The organism is Shewanella glacialimarina, from assembly GCF_020511155.1.
GTDB lineage: Bacteria > Pseudomonadota > Gammaproteobacteria > Enterobacterales > Shewanellaceae > Shewanella > Shewanella glacialimarina.
In genome coordinates this window covers 2,478,622-2,503,994 of record NZ_CP041216.1, presented here as the reverse complement: position 1 = coordinate 2,503,994, position 25,373 = coordinate 2,478,622, and the positions used below count along the sequence as shown (strand labels likewise).

The following is a 25,373-nucleotide window of genomic DNA, read 5'->3' as shown; positions in this document are numbered from 1 at the left end:
AAGTCCTTGTTGTTTATTTTAATATTCAACAAGCAATATATGACGCTTTACGATTTTACCGCAAAGATCTGCATACGTATTCAGCACTTATTACTGATCTCACCGGTTCCCTCAGCGTTACGATGAGCAGCTTAAGTGCGACAGTCCACCGATCGCAAAAAACTCAGATGCCTTAAGTCGATAAAATTTATCTTCTACTTCCTGAGGCTGCTCGGCATAAGGTTGAGTCATCACAGCCTGCAATTCTCTAACAAGCGAATAATTGCCCTTGCTTGCTTGGTTGTAGGCTGGCACCAGTAACCATTCACGCAAAGTGTATTTTGGGTTAACCAGTTTCATCTGCTTAATGATTTCTTCACGGGTGCGAGGCTGGGCTGAATTGACATCGTTTTTTGCATCTGCACTTTCATCAGAACTCACATCAACATCCGAATCAGCTGTGCAATCCAGTAATGACTGCCATTGGCTTAACCAGGCTGACCAGCGCTGCTCAAATCCTTCGGGAGCGTGTTGTAGGTCCTGGTAAAAACTTTTTTTCAGAGGAGCAATATTGACCGGTAGTGCTGAGAGTTCGCGGAAGAACAAGGTGTAATCAACAGGTGTTTGCATCATAAGCGTTTCAAGCTCTGTCAATAGCGAAGCATTGAATGTGTTAAGCCCAAGTTTTGCGGCCCACATCTGCTGCATTTTTGTTTGTATTTCGCTCGAAAAGCCATTTACTAACTGTTGGAGTTGCTCTAAGTCAACGGGTGTACTGACTAATAATGGACTTAATGCCGTGCAAAACATCAGAAAATTACGCTCTGCAGCCACGCCTTGATTCAAAAATGCAAAGTGCTGACCGCCGCCTGTCCAGGGTTGATAATATGGATTGAACTCATCGCAAAACCCGAAAGGACCGTAGTCGAGGGTGAAACCACCGGCGGCGCAGTTATCACTATTAAAGTTGCCTTGGCAATAGCCGACGCGGATCCAGTTTGCCACCAATGAGGTTAGGCGGTGACGGAACTCGCTTGCTAGCAGCAACACCTTGTCGTTGATACTAAGCTGCGAGTCGATAACATCAGCGTATTCACGATCGATTAAGTGCAATACCAGTTGTTCAAGCTCCGCCATTGCTTGCGGGTGTTCTTGTTTGCGGGCACGGCGACCGAAAAGCTCGAGTTGCCCCACTCGAATAAATGAAGATGCCACACGCGTTGAAATCGCAACTGCCTCAGTAATCATTCTGTCAGGATCTTGCGAACGCGAACCCTCAGAGTACCACGGCCGTTTTACCGTCTCGGTTTTCGACACATACAAACTTAGCGAACGCGATGTTGGTACACCCAGCGCGTGCATGTGCTCCTGTGCTAAAAACTCACGGACACTTGAACGTAACACTGCGCGACCGTCTGCTCCGCGGCAATAGGGTGTGCGACCGCCACCTTTAAGCTGCATTTCCCAGCGTTTTCCCTTGATGACAGCTTCAAATACAGACATAGCGCGGCCGTCACCATAGCCGTTACCGGTTTTGAACGGGCACTGTTGAATGTATTCAGTGCCAAAGATAGACAGTGCATAGCCACACGCCCAACCGACTTTACTCATGGGTGCTGGCACGTTTGAGAGGTCGCCGGAAAACATGCTAATGAAGTCAGGTGACTGCGCCATGCTGTCTGCAAAGCCCAAATCGCGAAATAAACTGTTGCTATGCACTACGTACTCGGGGTTTTCGATAGGTGTCGGTTTAACGGTGACGTAGTGCCCTGAGAATACTTGTCGAGGCGCATAGTCAATACCATTTTTTGTCGCATCAGGATCGCAGTTGAGCGTATTCATAAAGGAATAGTTGACTAGCTTAGCGAGGTCGTCGATGGTATTGACTGTGTCGATAGTTACAGAAGTGTCTTGGGACAGTTTATGTGTCATAGGGGTGCCTTAGTGATTGAGTGGAAAGGCTTTATTCCTTAGGGTGTAGCTCATCGACGGTTTCGATTTTTCGATTTGTGGCGAGTGTACTAGAGATCATTCTTTTCTGGTTATGGTATTTATTTGATTACAATTAAATCCAAGTATTCAATGAACTGTTATGAATGTGATTTGGTATTATAACGAAAAATCATTGTCACTTAAACAATGATTAGTATGCTTCGTCTTCACCATAAACATTAACATTAAGCTCGCCATTTACACTCTCAGAAACCAGGAAATTAATGGGTTTACAACACACCTGGCAATCTTCAATATACTCTTGTCCCATGTCGGATGAATCAATGAGAATTTCAATAGCTTCACCACAGTAGGGGCAATCTATAAGTTGCTCAGTTAATTGGTTCAATGTTATGCGCTCCTGAATTGCCTAAATTTTTGACTGTAAAGTAATTATCTGACGTCTAGTGAAATGACTCTTACGTTGATGTCAGCCACTTAAGTTACTTATCATTTGTTACTTATCGTTAGTTACTTATCATTTTACATTGGCTGTAGGTAACTCAACTTACCACCTTTTTATTCGAATAGGGTGCAATTTTACCACTGACTCTGGTAATAAATCCTTAAAGATGTGTAAATCAACCAAGTGCCGTCTATGGCGGGCAGTAATCAGGTGCTAAAGGCGTTTATCAAGGGGACGCATTCATACGAGTCATTGAGTAGGGGCACTCTGACACAGACTGCAATTATTTGCCGATTCTAACAATTTTAAAATCTAAGTGATTTTAAATTGAAGTGTTTTAGAATCTAAGAATTTTTAGAAAGAAAATTGTTGATGGTTTTAGCGCTGCTTTGCCCAAATCCATACACCGCTGCTGACAACTAACAACAAGGCGAGGGCGAATAAATCCCATAACCAGATTGTTAACTCTCCAAATAAGCGGCCACTATGCAAGTCCAGCATGACTCGCTCCCATGTTAAGTGACCACTGCGGGCATTAAGCTCGATAGCTTGCCATTGTGATGGCACTAATTCATTTTTAGCCATTGGGGCTAACCAAGCAATATCAGCATTGGCGGCTTGTGGTGACCATTCCAGTAAATCGGTATCACTTAAAAACACCCCTTTAGTAGTATTGATCCACACTCCTGCATCAGTATTAGCCAGAGCCAATATACCCTGTGGGAGTCCGGTACTTGGCCCTTGGGTTTCGTAAAGTTCACCTGTTGCTGAAAACAAATACACATGCTTAGCATCAGCGGCCACCAGGGAGTCTCCAACCTGTGTAGCCCCAAGAATAGGTAACTGACTCTCCAGAATAAGTTTGTCTTTCAGCCAGAGTTGACTGTCTGTAGCCGCCACTAATACCTTGCATTGGGAAGACGATGCCGCATTAGCGTGCTCATTGGCGTCAGTAGCAGATCCTGTCGTCGAACTGATGCAAAATACCGTTATTTGTTGCGGTGCATTGATGCCGTAATAGTCCAGCAACCAGGCTTGTTTTACCTGGGCAGTATCTAAGTTGAAGTCTTGGCTATGATTAATGGCAACGCCAGTGAGGGCTAATAACAGAATAAACACACCACTTAATAGACCCAATCGTCGATGCCAAGGACGCAGTGCTCTGAGGATTTGATATTTAATCCCTTGACGTCTCAGTTGTTGGTTTGGACGTCTACTTTTTATCATTATCTTTGCTCGTAATATCTGTCATTGCTATGGACTAATTCTCAGCTTTATTAACATGGGCATCGAGCCACAGTGCAATACGGGATAATTTGGTTAAGGCGCGCACTGATAAGGTCGCCCCAGTAATGCCATCAATATGCCTATCGAGCTTATTATCAGCATTAAGCTTGGCCGTCTTAAATTGGTCGGTAAAAAAGTCATGGCGCACTTCATCGCCGCGGCTTTCACGATACACCAGCACTTTTGTCTGAGCTATCTCAGCAGCCTTAACGTGAATGCCTACCGTTATCAGGGCCTCTTTACCAATTTCATCCAAGATCCACACACTGGCGTCATCTTTTTGCCAATAACGCACCCGCATTTTATTAAAGCTGTGGGATAAAATCTCTTCGATAGCCGCTTTGGCTTCATCATCAAGCCAAAACACCTTAGCTTTAGGCAAGTCGCCTTCAAAAGCCTGTTTGATAAAATCCTGAGAAGATAAATATTGAGTGGTTTCAGCCTGAGCCTGAGGCGTTAATAAACTGATACCAAGTATGATGCAGCAAAGTAATCTCATAAATGAGGGGAGCTCTTAGTTAGGGTCGACTAATTAGAAACGGTTTAATTAGGCACTATTGAAAAAAGGCACATAAAACAAAGGTGCCTATCATACTGAAAAAATGATAGCCACCCCAAGTGTTTTATGTGATTAAGCCCAAAGGCTTATATCCACAGACTCAATTACTTAGAATTGATAGCCAACGCCTAAGTTAAAGCCATCTGAATCAGCAGCACCGCCGATGTTTTCGTAGTCTGCTTTAAATACCACGTTTTCATGTAACCAGTAGTTAACACCCACGTTTGTTTGCTTTTTCTTAGTGTCTGCATTGTCGCCAGCATTGTTGTCCCACTCGTTGTAACGAGCGAATAAGCCAAACTGGTCGTTGATGCGATAAGAAGGCTCGATGTAGAAACCATTTTGCTTATCACGGCCTAAGGATTCAGCTTCTTTACCATCGATATTCCACTGAGCGTAAAGCGCTTTAACAGAGAAGTTTTCGATGTTGTAGATAGCGTGAGCTGTCATTAATGTCGCTGATGCAGTATCAACGCCTGCTTCACCCTGGGTTAAATCTGACTGGTATTGTACCGTCGCTGCAAGCTCAAGACCTGGCACCGCAGTGTACTTAACGCGGCCGGTGTAGGCTAAGTCTTCGCCTTTAGCTTCAGAGACTTTTTGGCGACCATCACGGATTTTGTATTCTTTACCCTGAGGAATATACAAACCTGAAGTCACAGCAGTATCAAAGGCAACACCAGGTGCCGCTTTAATATTTAAGTTAAGACCACCTTCCCACCACGTTGCTGGGATGATGTCTTTTTCAACAGGGTTACGCTCAACACCGTAGAAAGTTGTCGGTTCGTGAGTTTCGTTGATGATACCTACTGGCATCAGGAATAGACCCGCTTTACCGGTGAACATGTTATTAAAGTCATGCTCGATATAAGCTTGCTCTAATTCCACTTCGCCTTTTTTGCCTTCACCAGCAATTGAATGCTCAACTTCTAATTCAGAGAAGAAACGTGTTGTGCTGTTAAATTCATGACCCACAAATAATACGAAACGGTGGAAATCGAATTCTTTCTTATCCGTGTTATTCAGATTATTAGAGATGTTGTTGTAGTGCAGCTCACCATAACCACCGATAGTCGTGGCAGATTTGCTTGATGCGGTAGATTCAACAACATCAGCGGTTTTTTCCACACGTTGTTCTGTCTGTTCAAGGCGTTTTTCTAAATCTTTTAATACTTTCTGCTGCTGTTCAATAATTTTACGTAGCTCTTGAGTCTCTTGTGACGCAACGGCAGAGTGGCTTGCAAACATGCCCAATAATGCTGTGGCAAGTAATGTTTTCTTCATCATTTTCATCTCAATTAATAGTAAAAGTGGAAATTACACGGATTCTACCAATTGATATGAATAATGCAAACTATTCGTATTTAGAATTTGTGTTTGAAATCACATTAATATAAATAATTTAATATTAACAATAAGATAAAATTCTGCTTTTGATGACAATTGAAAGTCAATTTGGTTCACAGAAAAATAGATGACCTTAACTCGATTAAAATTCAGTGGCCAATCAGTATTGGCCACCTTTTTCCGTAAAGAGGGCTTGTTATGAGCGCTATTTTCAATGCTTAACGATGTGAAAATTAAAGGTGCGGCAGCGATTGCGATCATTTTTAGCTAGCAGTCATCATCATGATTTAGCTTTTAATAAATCACGTATTTCCGTTAGTAATATTTCCTGTGCTGTGGGAGCTGGTGGTGCTTTAGGCGCAGCCTGTTCTTTTTTCTTTAATTTGTTAATGCCTTTTACAATCATAAATATTGCTAATGCAATGAGAGTAAAATCAATAACGGTTTGGATGAAAGCCCCATAACTTATCACCACAGCTGGCGCATCACCAACCGCATCTTTTACCACAATGGCTAAATCAGTAAAATTTACTCCGCCTAATAACACGCCTATCGGAGGCATAATAACCCCCGCAACTAATGCAGTGACAATCTTGCCAAAAGACGCGCCTATGACAATACCAACAGCCATATCAACTACATTGCCTTTTACCGCAAAATCTTTAAATTCTTTCATCATGCTCATAGTACTATTCCTTTATAGCTGAAAATCGATTATTTGATTATTTGATTATGTGATTTGTAAGGTACAGATGACTTATTGGGCTGGGCCGTTGCCACGTCCACTTTAATCGGTAACTTTCACATCACATAAAAGACTATAGGAATTTATTTTATTACGGTAGTTGTTTTATAGATAACGTCGGCTAACCCTCTGTTCTGATAGCGCCTTTAAAAAGGGGGGCGAATGTCATTTTGTATTGCTGTGATAATAAAATAGGTTACCAGTCAGCTACTCTTACACGGCCGGTAAAGCGCGAGCTGGCATAGCGCTGCGTATTACCTCACGGCTCAATTGAGAGTAAGTTAATGTGAAACCTGTATGTTAATTTTTATCTGAGGATATGATTTGTTTTTATAAAAATGCAGCTGGTACATTTGGCGGTGGAAGGAATATTTTAGAAAGCCCTTGTAGATGTTTATTAAGAAAAATAAAAAACCACCATTTGATGGTGGTTGTGGACTAATCATAGCTGTGTCACCGTCATGCGAACAGGACATTGTTTTCATGCAAAACATCCCTGCGGCAAGTCATTGAAAATGGCATAACAAGATTTCTGCCTTAGCTAATATCCATTACAATCTCATGTCTAACTCATTGTGGATCAATAACACACACTGAGATGCAAACAGCATTTTAGGACCTAAATTGATATGTTGAGTACCAAGACGCTTCAAGCTATTAAAGCTTTTTTTAGGCATAGGAATATGATCGGTGAGTAGAAAACAAGCATTATGAACAAACTCGACTTCTCTTACTGGGGTGCCTTTTTTCTCCAACATATACAGCTGATAATGTTCAGCTAACTCTTGGATTAACTTTTCAAAACTGACAGTGCGCACGGTAATACCAGATTCAACGACACGAGATTGCTCTTTACTCATGCCTTTAGAGGCGTCTAACGCTTTGGCGATTTTAGCGGTGAGGTTTTGTTCGTGAAAGCCGCCAATATTGCGCAATTCATTAGATGTAAAACTGATGGTGCGGGAAAAGTCATTAGTGCTTTCAAGCACCAAATGCACCACTACATCATCGCGGTATGATTGTGCCACAAAAATTGTGTTCATTAGTACGTGGGCTAAAATCTCGGTGTGGGCTTCTTGGCCAATGCCTGCTAGAAAAAGTTTGCTGTCGACCGGAGCAGCTCTGGCTCGTAAAACAAAGGCGCGCATGATAGGTCCTGTTGAGTCGAATAGGATAAATTATCTCTATCGAGAATGTTAAGGTGTCGCGTTGAAAATGGTTAATCTTAAACATAATCAATGTGTGCGTGTTTAAGTATTATCTCAGCTTTACGAGTGACTGTAACGCTAATATTAACTTCATATCAGCTTGAGCTCGTTATATGGAAGATAACAATCGCCCTACGCAAAAATAGTCGATGGATTTCAATCAGTGATGCCGCTTTGCCAACTCGCATCAGGCTTCCAGTCATTTATCCACGCGGGGATATCACTGGCAGGCATAGGTCTGGCAATGCCATAACCTTGTGCTAATTCACAACCTAGTTGTAATAAAACAGTGCCATGTTCAACGGTTTCAACGCCTTCAGCAATCACGTCACGTTTAAATGATTTCGCTAAGGCGATTACGCCTTCAACAATGGCGAAATCATCAATATTACTCAACATGTCTTTGACAAAGGTCTGATCTATCTTAATCAAACTCGCAGGCAATCGCCTAAGGTAAGTTAGCGACGAATAGCCAGTGCCGAAATCATCTAAAGCAAAATTGACACCTAGGCTTATGCAGTCATTCATGATAATTGACACATGATTAACATCTTCTAAAGCGCTTGTTTCCAACACCTCTAGCTCTAAATAGCGAGGTTCAACATTGGGGTGGGCTGCAAGAAGATCCGTTAACGTCTGTATAAAACCAGGCTGCAGTAATTGTACTGCCGGAATGTTAACGCTAGTGCTTAGGGGGAGATTAAGCGTCATAGCTTGCCATTGGCCGATTTGTGTTAATGCGGTATCAATAACCCATTCACCTATTTCAAGCATCATGGTGTGATTTTCAATCACAGGCAAAAACTCGATTGGGCTTAATAGTCCGCGCTCAGGATGTTGCCAACGAATAAGCGCCTCAACGCCCACCACTGTACCTATCTTCATATTAACTTTAGGTTGGTAATAGAGGACAAACTGATGATGATCTATAGCATAGCGAATAGCCTCTAGACTTTCTCGTTGCACTTTACCGGCATCATCTTGCGCCATATCAAATAAGTGATATCGATTCTTACCGGATTCTTTAGCGATATACATAGCTTGGTCGGCATGCCTCATCAGTAAATCGGCATCTACATTATCTCGCGGATAAAGCGTAACACCAATACTGGCGGATATATTGAGTACCGCACCACCAACGATAACAGGCTCTGACGCGGCCAATAATAACCGCTCCAATACTGGCTCACAATCTTCAACTTTGACTAAATCGGACAACACTGCGACAAATTCATCACCGCCAATGCGGCTTAAGCTATCACCTTCACGAAGCGCCTCTTTCATCCTGATGGATAGTGCAATAAGCAGTTCATCACCGACATCATGCCCATAGGCATCGTTCACCGCTTTAAAACCATCTAAATCTAGAAATAGCACCGCTAAAGACTGCTCGTGTCTACTGCACCGCCGCATAGCTTGAGATAATCTGTCTGCCAGCAATACCCGATTAGGCAAATTGGTCAGTACATCATAGTGAGCAATACGTTCTAACTGTTCTTGATGCTGTTTCATCGGCGTAATGTCGCTCGCTAAAGAGACATAATGGGTCGTCATACCCTGTATATCACGAACTGCACTTATGGTCTGCATTACTGCATAAACTTCATTATTTTTACGGTGATTCCAAATTTCGCCATACCAGTATCCTTCGGTGACTATGGCATGCCACATATCAACATAGAACTCTGGTGATTGACGTCCTGACTTGAGAATGCGAGGGGTTTGCCCTATGGCCTCTTCGCGGCTGTAACCTGTGATGTCACTGAAGGTCTTATTGACTTCGATAATAAGACCTTCAGCATCAGTGATCATAATGCTTTCACGAGCATGAATGAATACCTTGGCGGCAAGGGCTAATTCGTTGGCGAGCTGTTCTTTCTCTGCGTTAGCTAGAACCAACTCATCTGCTCGCTTATCTTTCTCTTTGTTTTGAAAAGCGAGCTCTATGTTAGCAAGAACTAATTCATTGGCACGTTGTTCTTTCTCTTCATTAGCTAAAACTAACTCATCTGCTCGCTTATCTTTCTCTTTGTTTTGAAAAGCGAGCTCTATGTTAGCAAGAACTAATTCATTGGCACGTTGTTCTTTCTCTTCATTAGCTAAAACTAACTCATCTGCTCGCTTATCTTTCTCTTTGTTTTGAAAGGCGAGCTCTATGTTAGCAAGGGCTAATTCATTGGCACGTTGTTCTTTCTCTTCATTAGCTAGAACTAACTCGTCTGCTCGCTTATCTTTCTCTTTGTTTTGAAAGGCGAGCTCTATGTTCGCTCGATGTTGACTATCTTCAGCTTTTTTTCTATCACTGATGTCAATCATAGCGGCAAGACAGTCTGTGCCTGTGATACCGAGATGAGCCTCAATATCGAGCCAAAGCGTATTATTAGTCACTTGTCCTAATACTTCGCAGGATTGTATACCGCTACCACCAAAGGCTTTTCCCAAGCAAAGTTTAAAGATCTCACGATATCGCGGTGTGACATAGTGTGAAAACGGTTTGCCAACTAAGTGAGCGCGCTCAATACCCAACAGGCTGGCACCTCGTAAATTGACATGACTAATAATGCCATTGAGATCAAATACAAAGTAAGCAATCGGTGCAAATTCAAATAACTCGGTGTAACGATAATATAATCGTTCTGTTATCCGAGCTTGCTTTAACTCTTCATTTTGCATTTCCAATTCAATCTGATGAACCTGCAACTCATGGAGCATCTTTTTGGCTTCATAGTCACTAGGAGTAGATTGTGTATCCCTAGTTTGATTTTTCAGTTTGGCTTCCGCACGCTCGCGTAAAGTGTTGGTAGACTGCTTGACTGACTTAGGCGTAGTCTTCATAGGCTAGGCCTTATCTTACGTAACTTTGATTCAAGTAGCTTGGCTTCACTGATATCGGTAAAGGTGATCACCACGCCATCAATCACATTTTCTTGGGTACGATAAGGCATGATGCGAACTTTGAACCAGCGTTTATTTTTAGCGGTTACTTCTTTTTCGATGAAGATAAGCGTCTTCAATACTTCCTTTGAATCTTCTTGTAGCAGGACATAATCTAATTCCGTGACGATGTCGGACAATGCTCGGCCTACATCACTTTGGATAAGCTTAAATAGATGCGTCGCATAGTTGGTGAAGCGGCGAACATGCAGTTCGTTATCCAGAAAAATGGTGGCAATTTGGGTACTATCAAGCAGGTTCTCCATGTCGTTAGTGACCCATGATAAATCATCGACTTTGGATCGTAGTTCAGTATTGACGGTTTGCAATTCTTCATTCATTGATTGCATCTCTTCTTTGGATGTGGTCAATTCTTCATTGGTGGATTGCAATTCCTCATTAGTGGATTGCAGCTCTTCATTGGCCGATTTTAGCTCTTCCTGAGAGGATTGCATTTGTTCGCGAAGCGATTGTATTTCGTCCTGTGCTTGTTGCAGTTCGGCCTGAATTTCTTTCTCTGCAGAACCCCTTTTGCTGCGTGGTAACTTGGTCGGCGTCACCACCTCAGTAAAGACCACCATGATCAAGCCGAGCAAAGCTTTTGGCTTAGTAATAGCTTGTACCGTCAAATTAATAGTGTGTTTGTCTATGGTCAGGTTTTTAATATTTACAGGCTCTATTTGCAGCTGTGCTTTCATTATAGCAAGGTGAAGTTGATATTGTAGCTCTTCACGCGCCATGACGTGAATGTTCCAGTTGGCTTTACCTGCGGCTGGCTCTAAATATTTTCCGGTGCGACCATTGATGTAGATAATATCGCCTGCCGCATTGACTAAGACCGCTGCTGGCGAGTAGCTTTGGAGGATAATTTGATCGGCCTGCATTTGTAGATCGGTAATATTTGTAGTCATCTTACTGGTTCTCTCAGGTTCATTTTCTACCAAGGATATGATGGGGAATATCCGTGTCGGGATGTCGACTTCCATCTGCGGTGCAGTGCTATTAATGCGGGTGTAGATCCGCGTGTTTTCCTTGCTTTCTGAGAACAATGAGGTGGAATTACCAATGGTTTCAGCATTACCCAAAATCAAAATGCCATTAGAAGTCAATGTGTAGTGGAACAGTGGAATTAACTTTTTTTGTAATTCCGGCCCAAGATAAATCAGCAGATTACGACAGGTAACAATATCTAGCTTAGTGAACGGTGGATCCATGATGATATTTTGTGGCGCAAAAATAACCATGTCACGTATTTGCTTGTTGATACGATAACCACTTCCATCTTTAATGAAGTATCGATTCAATTGCTCTGGCGAAACATCTGCTTCAATGCTTGCCGGATAATAACCTTTTCGTGCAATATTGATGGCATCTTCACCAACATCGGTAGCAAAAACTTGTAGTTTGAAACGCCCTTTATGTTTAACGTCATCCAATACATCCATTACCGTCATCGCGAGCGAGTAGGCCTCCTCCCCGGTAGAACAGGCGGTCACCCATGCTCGAAGTTCTTTACCTTTAGGGTAATGGGCCAATAGTGCTGGAAGTGTGACTGACTTGAGCTGCGCCCACATTTTATGATCTCGAAAGAAATTTGTTACCCCAATTAACATTTCTTTGAACAGTAGATCTTGCTCTTGTGCATTATTACGCAGATAGCGCGTGTAGAGTGATATGTTTTTAAGCTGATGCAGAGCCATACGTCTTTCAATACGACGATAGATGGTGTTTTCCTTGTACAGTGAGAAGTCATTACCACTGCGTCCACGTAAGATACTAATGATCTGCTCAAGCGCGCTTTTTGACTTGAGCGCTACACTCGATTCAAAATCGTTTGGAACACTACGAGGTCTATGTTTGAGAAAAGCGATAATCTGTCCTGGGAGAGCGTCAGCAGGAGCAATGATGTCAACAAGTCCGGTATTAATCGCGCTATAAGGCATTGAATCAAATTTGGCAAACTCAGGTGACTGCACCACAGACACACCAGCATGTTCTTTTATTGCGCGTAAACCGAGCGTGCCATCAGACCCCATTCCAGACAAAATAACCCCTACAGCCCGCTCATTCTGCTCATTAGCCAACGCCCGAAAGAAGAAATCAATCGGTAAGCGCAATCCACGAGTTTCGACTGGTTCAAGCAGCAATAACGATCCGTGAAGCATAGATAAATCTTTATTAGGTGGTATCACATATACACAGTTCGGCTTGACTTTCATACCATTGCTGGCTTGGGTCACTTTCATCAAGGTCGTGCGTTGCAATAGCTCAGGCATTATGCTTTTGCGACTAGGGTCAAGGTGTTGAATAACAACAAATGCAATGCTGCTGGGAGTTAATACATGGGAAAAAAAATCTGCCAATGCTTCCAAGCCACCAGCTGAAGCACCAATGCCAACAATGATAGGTGTATTCACCACAGCCAATCTACTAGAATCCTTAAGTGGCTTAGTCAATGTTTTACTTTGGTTTGTCATAGGGTGAACTTTTTATTATGCATGCATTAATTGTAGACGAATTAATTGGACAAGTATGTCAACTCATCACGGCGGGACAGTAATTTACCCATTAGGCATACTTTTAGCCTAAATAAAAGCGACTATATTTGTGCTGATCTTTGTTAATGCCTTTTACAATCACAAATATTGCTAATGCAATGAGAGTAAAATCAATAACGGTTTGGATGAAAGCCCTATAACTGATTACTATAACTGGCGCATCACCAACCGCATCTTTTACCACAATGGCTAAATCAGTAAAATTTACTCCGCCTAATAACACGCCTATCGGAGACATAATAACCCCCGTAACTAATGCAGTGACAATCTTGCAAAAAAAACACCGATAAATTATGAAGGCTATGCGCAATATTAGGATTCGCATAAAGATAATAATTCCTCATGGCATTATCTCAGTTTTACTACAGGCTGTAACGCTAAAATTGATTTAAGGGTGTGTTTGATTGATATAGGCAGAAGACGATTTAAGCCGTTTGTGAATGGTATTAATCAAAAGGAAAGGGACTCTGTTACTCGTATAACACAACACAATTACGCCCATTTGACTTAGCTTGATATAAGGCTTGATCCGCACTGTCAATTTCTTTTTCAAGGCCACTTGAGCTAAAAGCATGGTAAATGCCGATACTTGTAGTGCACTGAATGGCTTCGTTATTACATTGAAATGTCAGTTGTGCGATGTGTTGCCTCAATGAATTTGCGATAGCAATGGCTTCATCCTTGGTCACATTAGCGAGGAAAAACAGAAATTCTTCTCCCCCCCAACGGGCTAAAATATCGTCTTTTCGTACTTTAGCTTTTAATGACTTTGCCGCAGAGGTTAATACTTGATCGCCACACGCATGCCCGTAATTGTCATTTATTGCTTTAAAATGATCGATATCGAGTAACAAGAAAGCACGTCCTTCTGACTCTTTAGGTTTAAATGTGCCTGTTATTCTTTGGATAAATGCGCGCCGATTCAGCAGTCCGGTTAATTGATCCGTTTCTGCTTTACGTTTTAACTCGCTGATTAGTTGCAGGTGTAAATTCATCCACCGATGGATCCCAAGGCTTAAAAGAATAAAGCCTGAGGTTTTTAAAAAATCATCAAGGTTACTGTTACGAACAGTACTCTCTACAAAAAACTCTTCTGTTAAATCCATAAATGCAGACATGCTGTAAAAGGCTGAACCAAACAGCATCAGCCAATATATTTTAGGAAACACTTTGAGAGGGTTGATGTAGTACATTACCGCAAAACAAGCAATCAGCATCGCAATTTCAGCGATGAATTCAATTAAATCTTCTGGCCAAGTAAAAGTATAAATAGTGACTTTGTAAATAAAAGCCAAAACATAAAGCAATATAATGGTGTGTTGAGTTTTATATTCCATAAGCGCCCTATGCGTCGATACCGATAAAAATAGTTATCTTGCAATGATTTTTATTGTGTTTCGTTAAGCATAGCAATAAGTGCAAATATTGCTGTATCCATAGACAAATTGGCCATAGTTCATAATGTGATATTAGTTTTGGCCATAGAGCTATTAATGAGTGCGAAGTGTTGGGGGAGGTTAAATGGAGCAGTTGTGACTTATTTTGCTAATTCAATGTTGCGGTAATGCCTATGACCAATAACTCACAACCAGCGGCAGCAAGATACGCCTTTGATTTTATCAATACTTCATCCCCCAGCCAGTTTTGCCAAGCTAGGAGATACAGTAAAGATGCCTATGGTGAAACGCTCAATATAACCGACTCTAGTGGTTGTAAGCTGATATTAATTGTTGCATTACCCTGCTTTTGTGGTGTTAATTTTAGCTGATATGTCGATCCGCTCAGTAAGTCAGTTAACTTAACGTGAGTATGAATGTTCCACTTTTGCACAAGGTTTTTGGGGAGTTCAAGACTAAATTGTTTAGCTTTATCTTGGCTGAAATTACTGACAATAATCAATTTTTGCTGGTCGTTATAGCGGCTAAATGCAAACACTTTATCGTCATATCCGACCACGTTAAGTTTGCGCTGATATGTATCTAACTCTTGATACTCACCTTTTAATGCTGTTGCTGTGTGGCTTAAATTTAATAGCCTTTGATAATAGTGGCGCAGGGCTTTTTCTTGCGCTGTTGATTGTCCTCCATCAAATTTGCCGTTATTCATCCAACGTTGATGCGCCGGTACGCCAATATAATCAAAAATACTGGTACGAGTCGGATGACCAAAGCCTGCGTGTTCTGTGCCTTGTTCGCCAACATCTTGTCCGAAATAAAGCAAAGTGGGGGAGCGGCTAATTAAGGTTGAAACCACCATAGCCGGTAAGGCTGCTTCTGCAGAACCCGCAAAGTCAGTAGTGTTAATCCGCTGTTCATCGTGGTTTTCTAAAAAGTGCAGCATATGGGCTTCAATGTCGGCGACTTTTGCCTGGTCGATAGCAATTTGTGCGGTACTAGCCTTGTCTTGAATGATGTTTTTGAGGGTATCGTATAAATCGACTTTATCGTAAAGATAGTCCATTTTTCCTTGTTGAATATAGGCGCGATAAAGACTTGGATTATACACCTCGGCGAGTAAAAACGCATCGGGTTTGGTGCGTTTAATGTGGCTGTTGAGATAGCTCCAAAATTCTACGGGCACCATTTCGGCCATATCGTAACGAAAACCATCAACCCCTTTAGCTAACCAATATTGAGTGATGTGCTCAAACTGACGCCATGAGTCTGGAATGTCCTTATTGGGTTGCGATTGCCAGAATTGATAATGTTCAGCAGCTGATTTTGTGTCAAAGCCACTAGGTAAGGCAGGAAAGTCATAGCTGCCATCGGGCTTAACACCATAATTAATTTTAACTGTTTCATACCAGTCATTAGCGTCCGGTTTGGCTAATCGCGAGCCATTACCCGTCCATTTGGCGGGAGACTCTTTGAATAAGCCGTCACTCAGTGGATTGACTTCGCCATTTAATGGTTGATATCCATTGGCTGGGTCAGGGACTTGAAAATTTTCGCCAACGACATAATAGAAGTTGTTATTTTTACTGTAGGTTTGAGTTTTATCATCTTTAGCGCCAAAATCTTCTACACCTGCGGGCGAGGATAATGATTGATAATTACGCGCCACATGGTTAGGTACAATATCGATAATGACCTTCATACCTTGTTGATGGGTACGGGCAATGAGCGATTCAAACTCGGCTAAACGGTTGGCTGGGTCATCGGCTAGATCAGGATTAACATTGTAATAATCTTTTACTGCGTAAGGCGATCCCGCACGGCCTTTGACTACGTCAGGGTCATCGTTTGCTATCCCTATTGCAGTGTAGTCATTAATGACTCCGTGGTGGGGAACGCCTGTATACCAAACATGGGTTGTGCCTAACGACTTAATGTCTTGTAATGCTACATCGGTGAAGTCGCTAAATTTACCCACGCCGTTTTCGTCAAGAGTACCCCAAGGCTTGTTGGTTGTGTTGGTATTGCCATATAGGCGGGTGAACACTTGATAAACCACCGCTTTATGGGGCAGTTCAGCGGCAATGTCAGCACTTTGATTTTGTGCTGATGTGGTATCAATAATAGATCCTGTTGCAGAAGGCTTGTCACCAGAGCAAGCCGTTAAGCAACCACTGAGGATGAGTAAAGTGGATACACGAGACAGAGTTAAGGGTAATGGTGTTAAATTCATATTAGGATTCTTATTGGTTAACGTATTTATTAATTTTAAATGCTGGCATGTGTCAGTCACGATTAATGTTGTCTACTGGAAAGTAGCAGAATGGTGACGCCTTTTTGCGTTAATTTAAGGCTTTGTTCTAATGAATACGATTGTGATGTCAGAATATCTTTGACGATGATAGGTTCTGCACTCGGTTCATTACCGGTAATACTTGACTGAAATCGAGCTAACTCTAATTCAACCACTTGCTCATTTTTGTTATAAATGATCATTAACGTTTCATCTTCGGCTTGCCTAAATTGCACATAAACGCCCTCTTGGGGCGCATAATGAGTGAGTTTACCTACCGTAATCGCTTCAGACTGCTTACGATAATTGAGCAATGTTCGCGTAAAGTTAAGTGCATCAACTTGAGTGGCGGTGAGATTGGTATTTTCTAACACGCTGCGATTATCGCCATTCCAACCACCTGGAAAATCAGCCCGAACTGCGCCATCATTGCGGTCTTTTGTGGGGCTGGTCATCGCCACTTCAGTACCATAAAAAATTTGTGGAATACGGTTACTGGTTAGCACGTATGCCATGGCCATTTTGTATAACGCCATGTCTTCATTTAACAAGCTGTATAAACGATTAGTGTCATGATTACCCTCAAATAACACCAACTTTGTTGGGTTGGCATAAACCACATCATTGGCGAGCATTTCATATAAGTTTATTAACCCAGTCCCCCAATCTTCTTTTTCGTTTAAACTTGAAATGATTTTTTCATACAAAGGGAAATCCATCATGCTTGGTGAATATGACTGATAACCGTCTTTATTGTTTTTGCCTGCTTGCCAATAACTGACCGTGATGGGGTTGGCGGTCCATTCTTCACCGACGATATTAAAGTTAGGATATTCATCCATTACCGCTTTAGACCACTTTGCCAAAAAAGCTTTGTCGGCGTAGGAGTAGGTGTCTTCACGAATACCGCTAAGGCCTGCATATTCCACCCACCAAATACTGTTTTGAATTAAATAGGTAGCTAAATAGGGATCGCGCTGATCCAGATCTGGCATAGTGTCGGTAAACCAGCCGTTTTCAAACTCTGAGGTGTCTAATGCTACTGTATAAGGGTCTTGTACTGTGGTGCGTCTGTGGCTGGTATAAGTGATATTTTTAGCATCTTGCTGCCATTTAGCTTGGCCGTTAATCCAGCTTGAGGTGGGAAAACCTAGGCCATTAGGCTTCATCCATTGATGGCCAGAACCCATATGATTAACCACCACATCTTTAATGATGCCAATGCCAAAAATGTTGGCTTCTTCTACTAAGGATTTATATTCTTCATTACTGCCAAAGCGTGGATCAATATTGTAAAAGTTGGTGGCCGAATAGCCATGATAAGAATACTGCGGTTGATTATTTTCAAGTAGTGGGTTGATCCAAAGCTGGGTGACGCCTAAGTCTTTCAAGTAGGGCAGTGCTTTACGAATACCCATAATGTCACCACCATGGCGACCATCTTTATCGGCTCGATTAGTCTGTTCAAGCATGTCAGGGTGGTTATCATTTTCCGAATTGCCGTTAACAAAACGGTCGGGTGTAATGAGGTAAATTACATCTTTATTGCTAAAACCTTGACGGTTTTTAGACTCTTTCTCTCGCACTAAAATAGGGTATTCAATGCTTTGTATGAGCGTATTATTATCATAAAGTCCAATCGTTAAGGTTTGTGGCGGTGCATTGGCCAAATCTAAGTTGATAAATAAGTGATGTTGGCTTTGTGAGGCATTAACATCGACTAAATTTATATCGATGGCGTGAATAAGCTTTACGTCAAATTGGCTTATGTTTTTGCCATACACTAATAGTTGTAATTGGCTATTGTGCATGCCAGCCCACCAGGACTCGGGCTCCACTTTGAACGATTCAATTTTTATTGGACTGATGTCTGCAAAAGTATGAGCGCTGAACAACACAGTGGCACTGAATAATAAGCCAGTGATAAGAGAATAAGCCTGCTGGTGTCGAGTTAATTCCATGGGGTACCTTATTAAATTTAGTCTTTAGTTAACCTCAGCTCGGGATAATAAACGCTTACCAAACAGCCCTTTGCCTTGCTAACTGCGTTTCATTAACGTGCAATAGGCCAGCTATTGACGTGTTAATGCGCCTTGTTTTCAAAACAAATAGCAAGTTTGCTAAAAAATAAGCTAAATCTGTTGAATTCAGCTTATTGAGCCCATCTCTTAACTCGAGTTGAGGTTAGTTATTTTTGTAATCAACAATTTTTTGCTCATTATTTACAGCTTGTTAATAAAATGCTCATGTTCAGGCATTGCATCAACAGTTCGACCTATGATGGTTTTGACATTAGTCAGAAACTCTTGCAAGTCATGGTCTTGAATACTATTGGCCAGTGGGTTGAAGTCTTTAGGCATAATACCTTGACCTAGCATCACTTGAACCCAAGCAGCTTCGGTAAATAACTCATCTTGATGGCGGGTCACGATACCTGTTGCTGCAAATAAATCTATTTTGCGTTGCAGTGATTCAGGGATGGCCATTTCACGACATTGTTGCCATAAATCAGCCTCTTCACCGCGCTTATTTGCACGTTGATTTAGATGGTAATGCAAAATGATGAAATCACGAATTTGCTCAAATTCCGTCTGTGACTGGCGGTTAAACTCATCAATGTTGGTTTGTTGAACGCCATTGTGGGGAAATAGCTTTGTTAACCTAATAATGGCAGATTGAACCAAATGCAGGCTGGTGGATTCCAGCGGCTCTAAAAATCCACTTGATAACCCAATCGCGACACAGTTTTTGTGCCACTGTTTTTCACGTCGGCCGGTTTTAAAGTTAATCTTTCTGGGTTCGGTTAATGGTTTACCATCAAGATTGTTCAATAGCAGTGCTTTGGCATCGTCATCGGAGATAAATTTACTGCAATAAACCAAGCCATTACCGGTACGGGTTTGTAATGGGATACACCATTGCCAGCCTGCATCATGGGCAATTGAGCGGGTATAAGGGGTGATTGTTGCTGTGCGTTCACATTGCACCGCATAAGCACTGTCGCAGGGGAGCCAATGCTGCCAATTTTCAAAGCCAACGTGCAATTGTTTTTCAATAAGCAGTGCGGCAAAACCAGAACAATCGATAAAAAAATCGCCGCGAATACACTGATTACCCTCTAATGTGACTGATTCAATATTACCGTTTGGGGTCAATTGAGTTGAGGTAATTAATCCTTCAATCCGTTTAACGTTGAGGTTTTCGCTGTATTGGCGCAGAAATGAGGCATAAAGTCCGGCATCGAAATGATAGGCATGGGTAATACCGGCAAGTGGTGAGCCTGCAACCTTGTCCATGACGGTAAATTTATTTGCCTTAGCTGCCTGATAATTTAGTGAGTATTGCCAAAAGTCGCTATTGTCTAACGGGTTTGATTTTAGCCAGTAATGATGAAATTGAGTAAAGCCAATGTCTTTACCTATGTCGCCAAAGGCATGCATATAACTTTGTTGTTGCTTGCCCCAGTTTTCAAATTCAATACCTAATTTAAAGGTGGCTTGGGTGTGTTTAATAAAATCAGTTTCTTTAATGCCCAGCACACTATTAAAAATTTGCAGCGGAGGAATGGTCGCTTCACCAACGCCTATGGTGCCAATGTCCTCTGATTCAATTAAGGTGATGTTGAGCTGTGACTTAAAAAGCCGAGTGAGCATGGCCGCTGTCATCCAACCCGATGTACCGCCGCCTACAATTACAATGTTGTTGATTTTGTTGTTATTCATAGTAATCGCCTTATGTGATATTACCTATAAAGTAAAAAAGCCCCTGTAACAGGTTACAGAGGCTTTTTTGTCGCCGCTAGATTAGAACTTGTAGTTCGCACCTAACATGAAATTGCGACCGTAGTTTTGATAGTCACGTACATGACGGGCATCATCACCAGTGTATGAAGTGAATGGCTCGTTGGTTAAGTTGTTCACCTGAAGTACGACAGATAGGCCGTATAAGGCATCAATTCCACTTTCAGTAAAGTCATAACCCACTTGCGCATCAACCACGGTTTCAGCTTTAACGTTAACATTTTGACGAGTCAAACTGATAGCCGTGACTTCACCTAAGAAGTCGCTGCGGTAACGTGAGCTAACACGGGCTTCAAAGCCTGAGTTTTCATAGTAAACCGTTGCGCTGAATGTTTTTTCAGATAAACCAGGCAGTGCCGTTGGATCACTTTCAGCGGTTTCTTTTACTTCAGAGTCGTTGTAAGCACCGCTAAGCACTGTACCAAAACCCGTTAGTGAATCAGCAAATAAGCCGAAATCTAAAGAGAATGTAGCTTCGATACCTTGTACATAACCGCCGTCACCATTTTGTGGTTGCGATACAACGCCTAGTGGGTTGTCGCCTGGGTTTTGCGGTAAAATTGTACTGAAATCAAATACAGCTTGCTGATTGTATACGAAGTTTTCTAAGTCTTTGTAGAATGCTGCTACTGCAAAGTAACCTTGATCACTAAAGTAGTTCTCGTAACTTATATCAAACTGGCGGGCTAACCATGGACGTAGTTCAGGGTTACCTGCACCACCAGACCAGTTAATACCGTCATTTGGATTTTCATTGTAGCTAAAGTTAACGTTAGCATTCATTTGATCCATGCGAGAGCGAGTTAATGTACGCGCAGCAGCAAAACGGATCATCTGACTATCAGCAACTTCAAAACCTAAGTTGATACTCGGTAGCCATTCAACATAATCATCGCCCGCAGTGCGTGGCGTCATGGTGACTTCGCCATCAGCAACAGTTGCCACAGTACCGTCAGAACTTTGCTTAGACTGTACCGCTTGTAAACCTAGGTTACCGGTCACTGGGATATCAAATAATTCAGTTTCTAAATTACCCATCACGTATGCAGTGGTAATTTCTTCACTTACAGCCCAAGAGTTGGTCGCACGTGATAAATCAACATTTGCTACGTCAGTTTCAGTATAGTTACCGTCATTATAGAAGGCTAATGAGTCATAGCTGAGTACATCACCCATACCAAAGAAGCCAAGTGATGTTGGTGACAATAAGTATTGATCTGGCACTGTCATCATATAATTAGGATCAGTACCGTCATAACCTTTAAGGGTTAAGTAGTAACCTTTGTCTAATTTTGTTTTGTCACGCTCAGTGTAGTTCACACCAAATTCGATGCTGCGCAAAGCGCCGCCATCAAGAACATACTCAGCACTTAGACGGAAAGACTGTAATTCATCTTCAATTTCTGGTTTGTTAATAAAACCATCTTGAGTATTAGCACCCAGAGGGCTACCCCAACCAAGTGAATCGCCCAGTCTAATTACGCTAGGATCAGCATAATTTAGGCTGTGGTTAAATTCATAACCGCCATTGCCATTGTTCACAAAACCTAAGTCGTCTACTGCGCCAACGCCAGTGCCACGGCCTGTACCACTGTAACTTTCCATACCAATGTCGGTACGGTCAGCTTTAGACAAACCAATGTCAGCTTCAACAGACCAATTGTTATTAACTTGGAATTTGTTATTCCAGCCAATTGACAATGATTCAGCATCACGCTTGTTTACATCGTTACGTACTACCACTTCAGCGCCACGAATAACGCCTTCAGTGACTAAACCGTCTTCTGTTTTAGTGGCTTCAACACCGCCGTTAGCGCCCCAAGCTGCAGGGATTTCAATACCGCGTAAACGTTGGTCATCGGTAAATTTAGAGTAGTAAACATCTACAACAGAATGAAAAAAGTCATTTGGTGCATATTCAAAAACGGCTAGCACACCATCACGTTCAAGTTCACTTGAACGTACGAATGGCTTAGCACCGCCTAATACGCTATCACCAGCGGCATTTTCTGGGTAACCCCATGCTTGCCAGCGCTCTTCCTGGTTAGGCGATTGCATACGCGCATAGCCTAAAGCAATACCGATAGTATCATCAGCAAATTGGTCGATATAAGAGATACTGCCGCGGTAACCTTTGTCTTCTGAGCCACTATTAAGCGCGCCAAGGTCATTCATTTCGCCGCGCATACCGATAGCAAATGTTTGCTCACCGTGTGCTAGTGGACTAATTGTTTGCATATCCACAGTGCCGCCGATGGCTTGTGCCATAACAGATGCATCAGGTGTTTTATAAACAACAACTCGGTTTAATAGTTCTGATGGGTATTGGTCAAATTCAACACCACGGTTGTCATTCACAGAGGCTTGTTCGCGTCCGTTTAAGGTTGCCGTGGTGAAATCTGGGCCCATGCCCCGAATAGAGATAACGTTAGCACGACCATCAAGACGCTGTGCAGATACACCAGGTAAACGCGCTAGTGACTCAGCGATTGAAACATCTGGTAATTTACCAATGTCTTCAGCAGAAATAGCTTCTACGATAGAAGAAGATGACATTTTTAGTGATTGTGATTCTTGTAAACTGCGGCGAATACCAGTGACTTTAACCACTTCGATATTTTCATCTGCAGTAGCTGCGGCATTCACATCGTCAGCAGCATAAGCACTGATGCTTGCTCCTGCAGCAACTAACGCTAATGTGAGTAGGCTTGGTTTAAATAGCAACATTCATCGTTCCCCTTTTGCGACGGCTTAACCTTGATATATCGAGTTCAAGTATTAGCAATCTTTTTGATTTTGGTTACAGTCTTTATTGTGTTTTTGTATCAGCATACTTAATTGACTGCTGTAAGTGCTGAAGTTATGACCAAGTTGTTGCACAATAGTGACGATACTACTCCTAGGATTGTTTGGCCGACAATATTATGCATACGTATTCAAAAGCTTTGCAGTGAGAAACTTGTGGTCTATTTACATTTAATTAACCTGGTTTCGATGTTGTTTGTGTTGCTTAAGTCTATGTATATATTATGGATAATTCAATTATCGAACAGATTGTTTTCAAAGTATTTTTATGCATACGTATGCAGGTCTATTGAACCTCATTTCCCTATTCACGTATCCTCAAGGCAACAACAATATAATGATGACGTGTTATAACGTCGCAACATGTGTTTAACACTATTGGAATAGTGGGTCGGTGTTAAACATCATTTAGAGGGAATGTTATGGGTCAAGTAACCTGGTGGCGCGGCGGAGTAATTTACCAAGTTTATCCACGGAGTTTGATGGATTCAAACGATGACGGCGTGGGTGATTTACAGGGTATCATTGCTAAACTTGACTACATTGCTAGTCTAAATGTCGATGCAATTTGGATTTCACCGTTTTTTAAATCACCGATGAAAGACTTTGGTTATGATATTAGTGACTATCGCGATATCGACCCCATGTTTGGCACTATGGCCGACTTTGACGAATTGATTAATAAAGCCCATAGGTTAAACATCAAGATTATTATTGATCAGGTACTCAGCCATACTTCTGATCAACATGCATGGTTTGAGGAAAGTCGCCAAAGCAGAACTAACCCCAAAGCAGACTGGTATGCCTGGTCCGATCCTAAAGATGACGGCAGCGCACCGAATAACTGGTTAGCTATTTTTGGTGGTTGTGCTTGGGAATGGGAGCCCCGTCGTCAGCAATATTATTTACATAACTTCTTAAAAAGTCAGCCTGACTTGAACTTTCATTGTGACGACTTACGTCAAGCTGTGTTAGACAATGTTGAGTTTTGGCTTAAAAAAGGAGTTGATGGTTTTCGCTTAGATGCGATTACCTTTTGTTATCACGATGAACAGTTGCGAGACAACCCAGCTAAACCAAAAGATCAGCGCCAGGGGCGTGGTTTTAGTGAAGACAATCCATACGCTTATCAATATCACTACTATAATAATACTCGCCCGCAAACCGTTGGCTTTATCGAAGAGTTACGGGGATTAATTAATCGCTACCCAGGTGCGGTGACTTTAGGGGAGGTATCTTCTGAAGATTCATTAGTGACTATGGCTGAATACACCCAGGGTGATGATCGTTTGCATATGGCTTATAGCTTTGAACTGTTAACCGATGATTTTAGTGCAGCCTACATTCGTCAAACTGTTGAAGAGTTAGAAGCCAGCATTGGTGATGGATGGCCGTGTTGGGCCATAGGTAATCATGATGTTCAGCGTGTGGCGTCTCGCTGGGGTAAAGGCGAGAGCAATACTGATTTAGTTAAAATGCTCAATGGTATGCTGTTTTCCCTGCGCGGCAGTATTTGCAGTTATCAAGGTGAAGAATTAGGTTTAACCGAAGCGCCAATTGAGTTTGAACAGCTTCAAGACCCATTTGGCATTGCATTTTGGCCGATGTTTAAAGGCCGCGATGGTTGCAGAACGCCGATGCCTTGGAGTAAAACTGCAATTCAGGCTGGATTTTCTCAAGGGCAACCTTGGTTACCTATTCCTGCGGAGCATGCCAACCAAGCTGTTGATGTGCAGGAAATGGATCCATATTCAGTATTGAACAGTTACCGTCATTTTTTAGCGTGGCGAAAAAAGCAAACTGTATTAATAGAAGGGGATATTGAGTTTATTGATACATTGCCGGCAGTCTTAGGTTTTAAACGACAAATTGATGATAAAACAATGCTGGTGTTATTTAATTTAACCGCTGAAGCAGCTCATTTCGACTTAGGTGAATTGGCTTTAAGCTATGTCCACCTTGGACATGGCTTATTGTCTGGAGTGGTAGATGAAGCTAAGCAAGTTAACCTGCCACCGTTTGCCAGCTTCTTTGCTGATTTATCGTAAAGACAACACCACGCCGCC

General features: G+C 42.1%; 16 protein-coding genes. 1 reads left to right on the top strand and 15 read right to left on the bottom strand.

From position 1 onward, the window contains the following. Positions 1-117: 117 nt before the first annotated feature. From FJ709_RS10800 to FJ709_RS10730, 15 genes are all read right to left on the bottom strand, one after another. Complete coding sequence (locus tag FJ709_RS10800; RefSeq protein ID WP_226410069.1) at positions 118-1,911, bottom strand: protein adenylyltransferase SelO; 1,794 nt, start codon at positions 1,909-1,911, stop codon at positions 118-120. Between the two features lie 211 nt (positions 1,912-2,122). Then, positions 2,123-2,320 carry a CPXCG motif-containing cysteine-rich protein gene (locus FJ709_RS10795; protein WP_226410068.1) on the bottom strand — a complete coding sequence of 66 codons (198 nt, stop codon included), beginning with the start codon at positions 2,318-2,320 and terminating at the stop codon, positions 2,123-2,125. A 435-nt stretch (positions 2,321-2,755) separates the two neighbouring features. Then, positions 2,756-3,604, bottom strand: coding sequence for a PepSY domain-containing protein (locus tag FJ709_RS10790; RefSeq protein ID WP_226410067.1), 849 nt, complete (start codon positions 3,602-3,604; stop codon positions 2,756-2,758). A gap of 34 nt (positions 3,605-3,638) precedes the next feature. Then, positions 3,639-4,163, bottom strand: a complete 525-nt coding sequence (locus FJ709_RS10785; RefSeq protein ID WP_226410066.1) for an FMN-binding protein — start codon at positions 4,161-4,163, stop codon at positions 3,639-3,641. A gap of 168 nt (positions 4,164-4,331) precedes the next feature. After that, positions 4,332-5,507: a porin gene (locus FJ709_RS10780; protein ID WP_226415937.1), complete on the bottom strand. Its 1,176-nt coding sequence runs from the start codon at positions 5,505-5,507 to the stop codon at positions 4,332-4,334. A 343-nt stretch (positions 5,508-5,850) separates the two neighbouring features. Continuing rightward, positions 5,851-6,255 carry a large-conductance mechanosensitive channel protein MscL gene (mscL, locus tag FJ709_RS10775; RefSeq protein ID WP_226410065.1) on the bottom strand — a complete coding sequence of 135 codons (405 nt, stop codon included), beginning with the start codon at positions 6,253-6,255 and terminating at the stop codon, positions 5,851-5,853. Positions 6,256-6,866: 611 nt separating this feature from the next. Continuing rightward, positions 6,867-7,463 (bottom strand): tRNA (pseudouridine(54)-N(1))-methyltransferase TrmY, encoded by a 597-nt coding sequence (trmY, locus tag FJ709_RS10770; RefSeq protein WP_226410064.1) that lies wholly within the window; start codon positions 7,461-7,463, stop codon positions 6,867-6,869. Between the two features lie 216 nt (positions 7,464-7,679). Next, positions 7,680-10,358, bottom strand: a complete 2,679-nt coding sequence (locus tag FJ709_RS10765) for a sensor domain-containing protein (protein ID WP_226410063.1) — start codon at positions 10,356-10,358, stop codon at positions 7,680-7,682. Further along, complete coding sequence (locus tag FJ709_RS10760; protein WP_226410062.1) at positions 10,355-12,934, bottom strand: chemotaxis protein CheB; 2,580 nt, start codon at positions 12,932-12,934, stop codon at positions 10,355-10,357. The genes FJ709_RS10765 and FJ709_RS10760 overlap by 4 nt, the downstream gene beginning before the upstream one ends. Positions 12,935-13,037: 103 nt before the next feature. Then, entirely contained in the window at positions 13,038-13,340 is a 303-nt protein-coding gene (locus tag FJ709_RS10755; RefSeq protein ID WP_226410061.1) for an MscL family protein, read from the bottom strand. Between the two features lie 145 nt (positions 13,341-13,485). Further along, positions 13,486-14,352, bottom strand: a complete 867-nt coding sequence (locus FJ709_RS10750) for a GGDEF domain-containing protein (protein WP_226410060.1) — start codon at positions 14,350-14,352, stop codon at positions 13,486-13,488. Between the two features lie 337 nt (positions 14,353-14,689). After that, the gene (locus FJ709_RS10745; RefSeq protein ID WP_226410059.1) at positions 14,690-16,642 is read right to left on the bottom strand and encodes an alpha-amylase family protein; all 1,953 of its coding nucleotides are present in this window, start codon (positions 16,640-16,642) and stop codon (positions 14,690-14,692) included. Positions 16,643-16,704: 62 nt separating this feature from the next. Continuing rightward, positions 16,705-18,663 carry a glycoside hydrolase family 13 protein gene (locus FJ709_RS10740; RefSeq protein WP_226410058.1) on the bottom strand — a complete coding sequence of 653 codons (1,959 nt, stop codon included), beginning with the start codon at positions 18,661-18,663 and terminating at the stop codon, positions 16,705-16,707. 261 nt (positions 18,664-18,924) lie between these two features. Then, entirely contained in the window at positions 18,925-20,424 is a 1,500-nt protein-coding gene (locus FJ709_RS10735) for a tryptophan halogenase family protein (RefSeq protein ID WP_226410057.1), read from the bottom strand. Between the two features lie 81 nt (positions 20,425-20,505). Beyond that, positions 20,506-23,229 carry a TonB-dependent receptor gene (locus FJ709_RS10730; protein ID WP_226410056.1) on the bottom strand — a complete coding sequence of 908 codons (2,724 nt, stop codon included), beginning with the start codon at positions 23,227-23,229 and terminating at the stop codon, positions 20,506-20,508. A 500-nt stretch (positions 23,230-23,729) separates the two neighbouring features. Between FJ709_RS10730 and FJ709_RS10725 the strand changes: the two genes are divergently transcribed. Then, a complete protein-coding gene (locus FJ709_RS10725) occupies positions 23,730-25,355 on the top strand; it encodes an alpha-glucosidase (protein WP_226410055.1) in 1,626 nt (541 codons plus the stop codon). Positions 25,356-25,373: the final 18 nt, after the last annotated feature.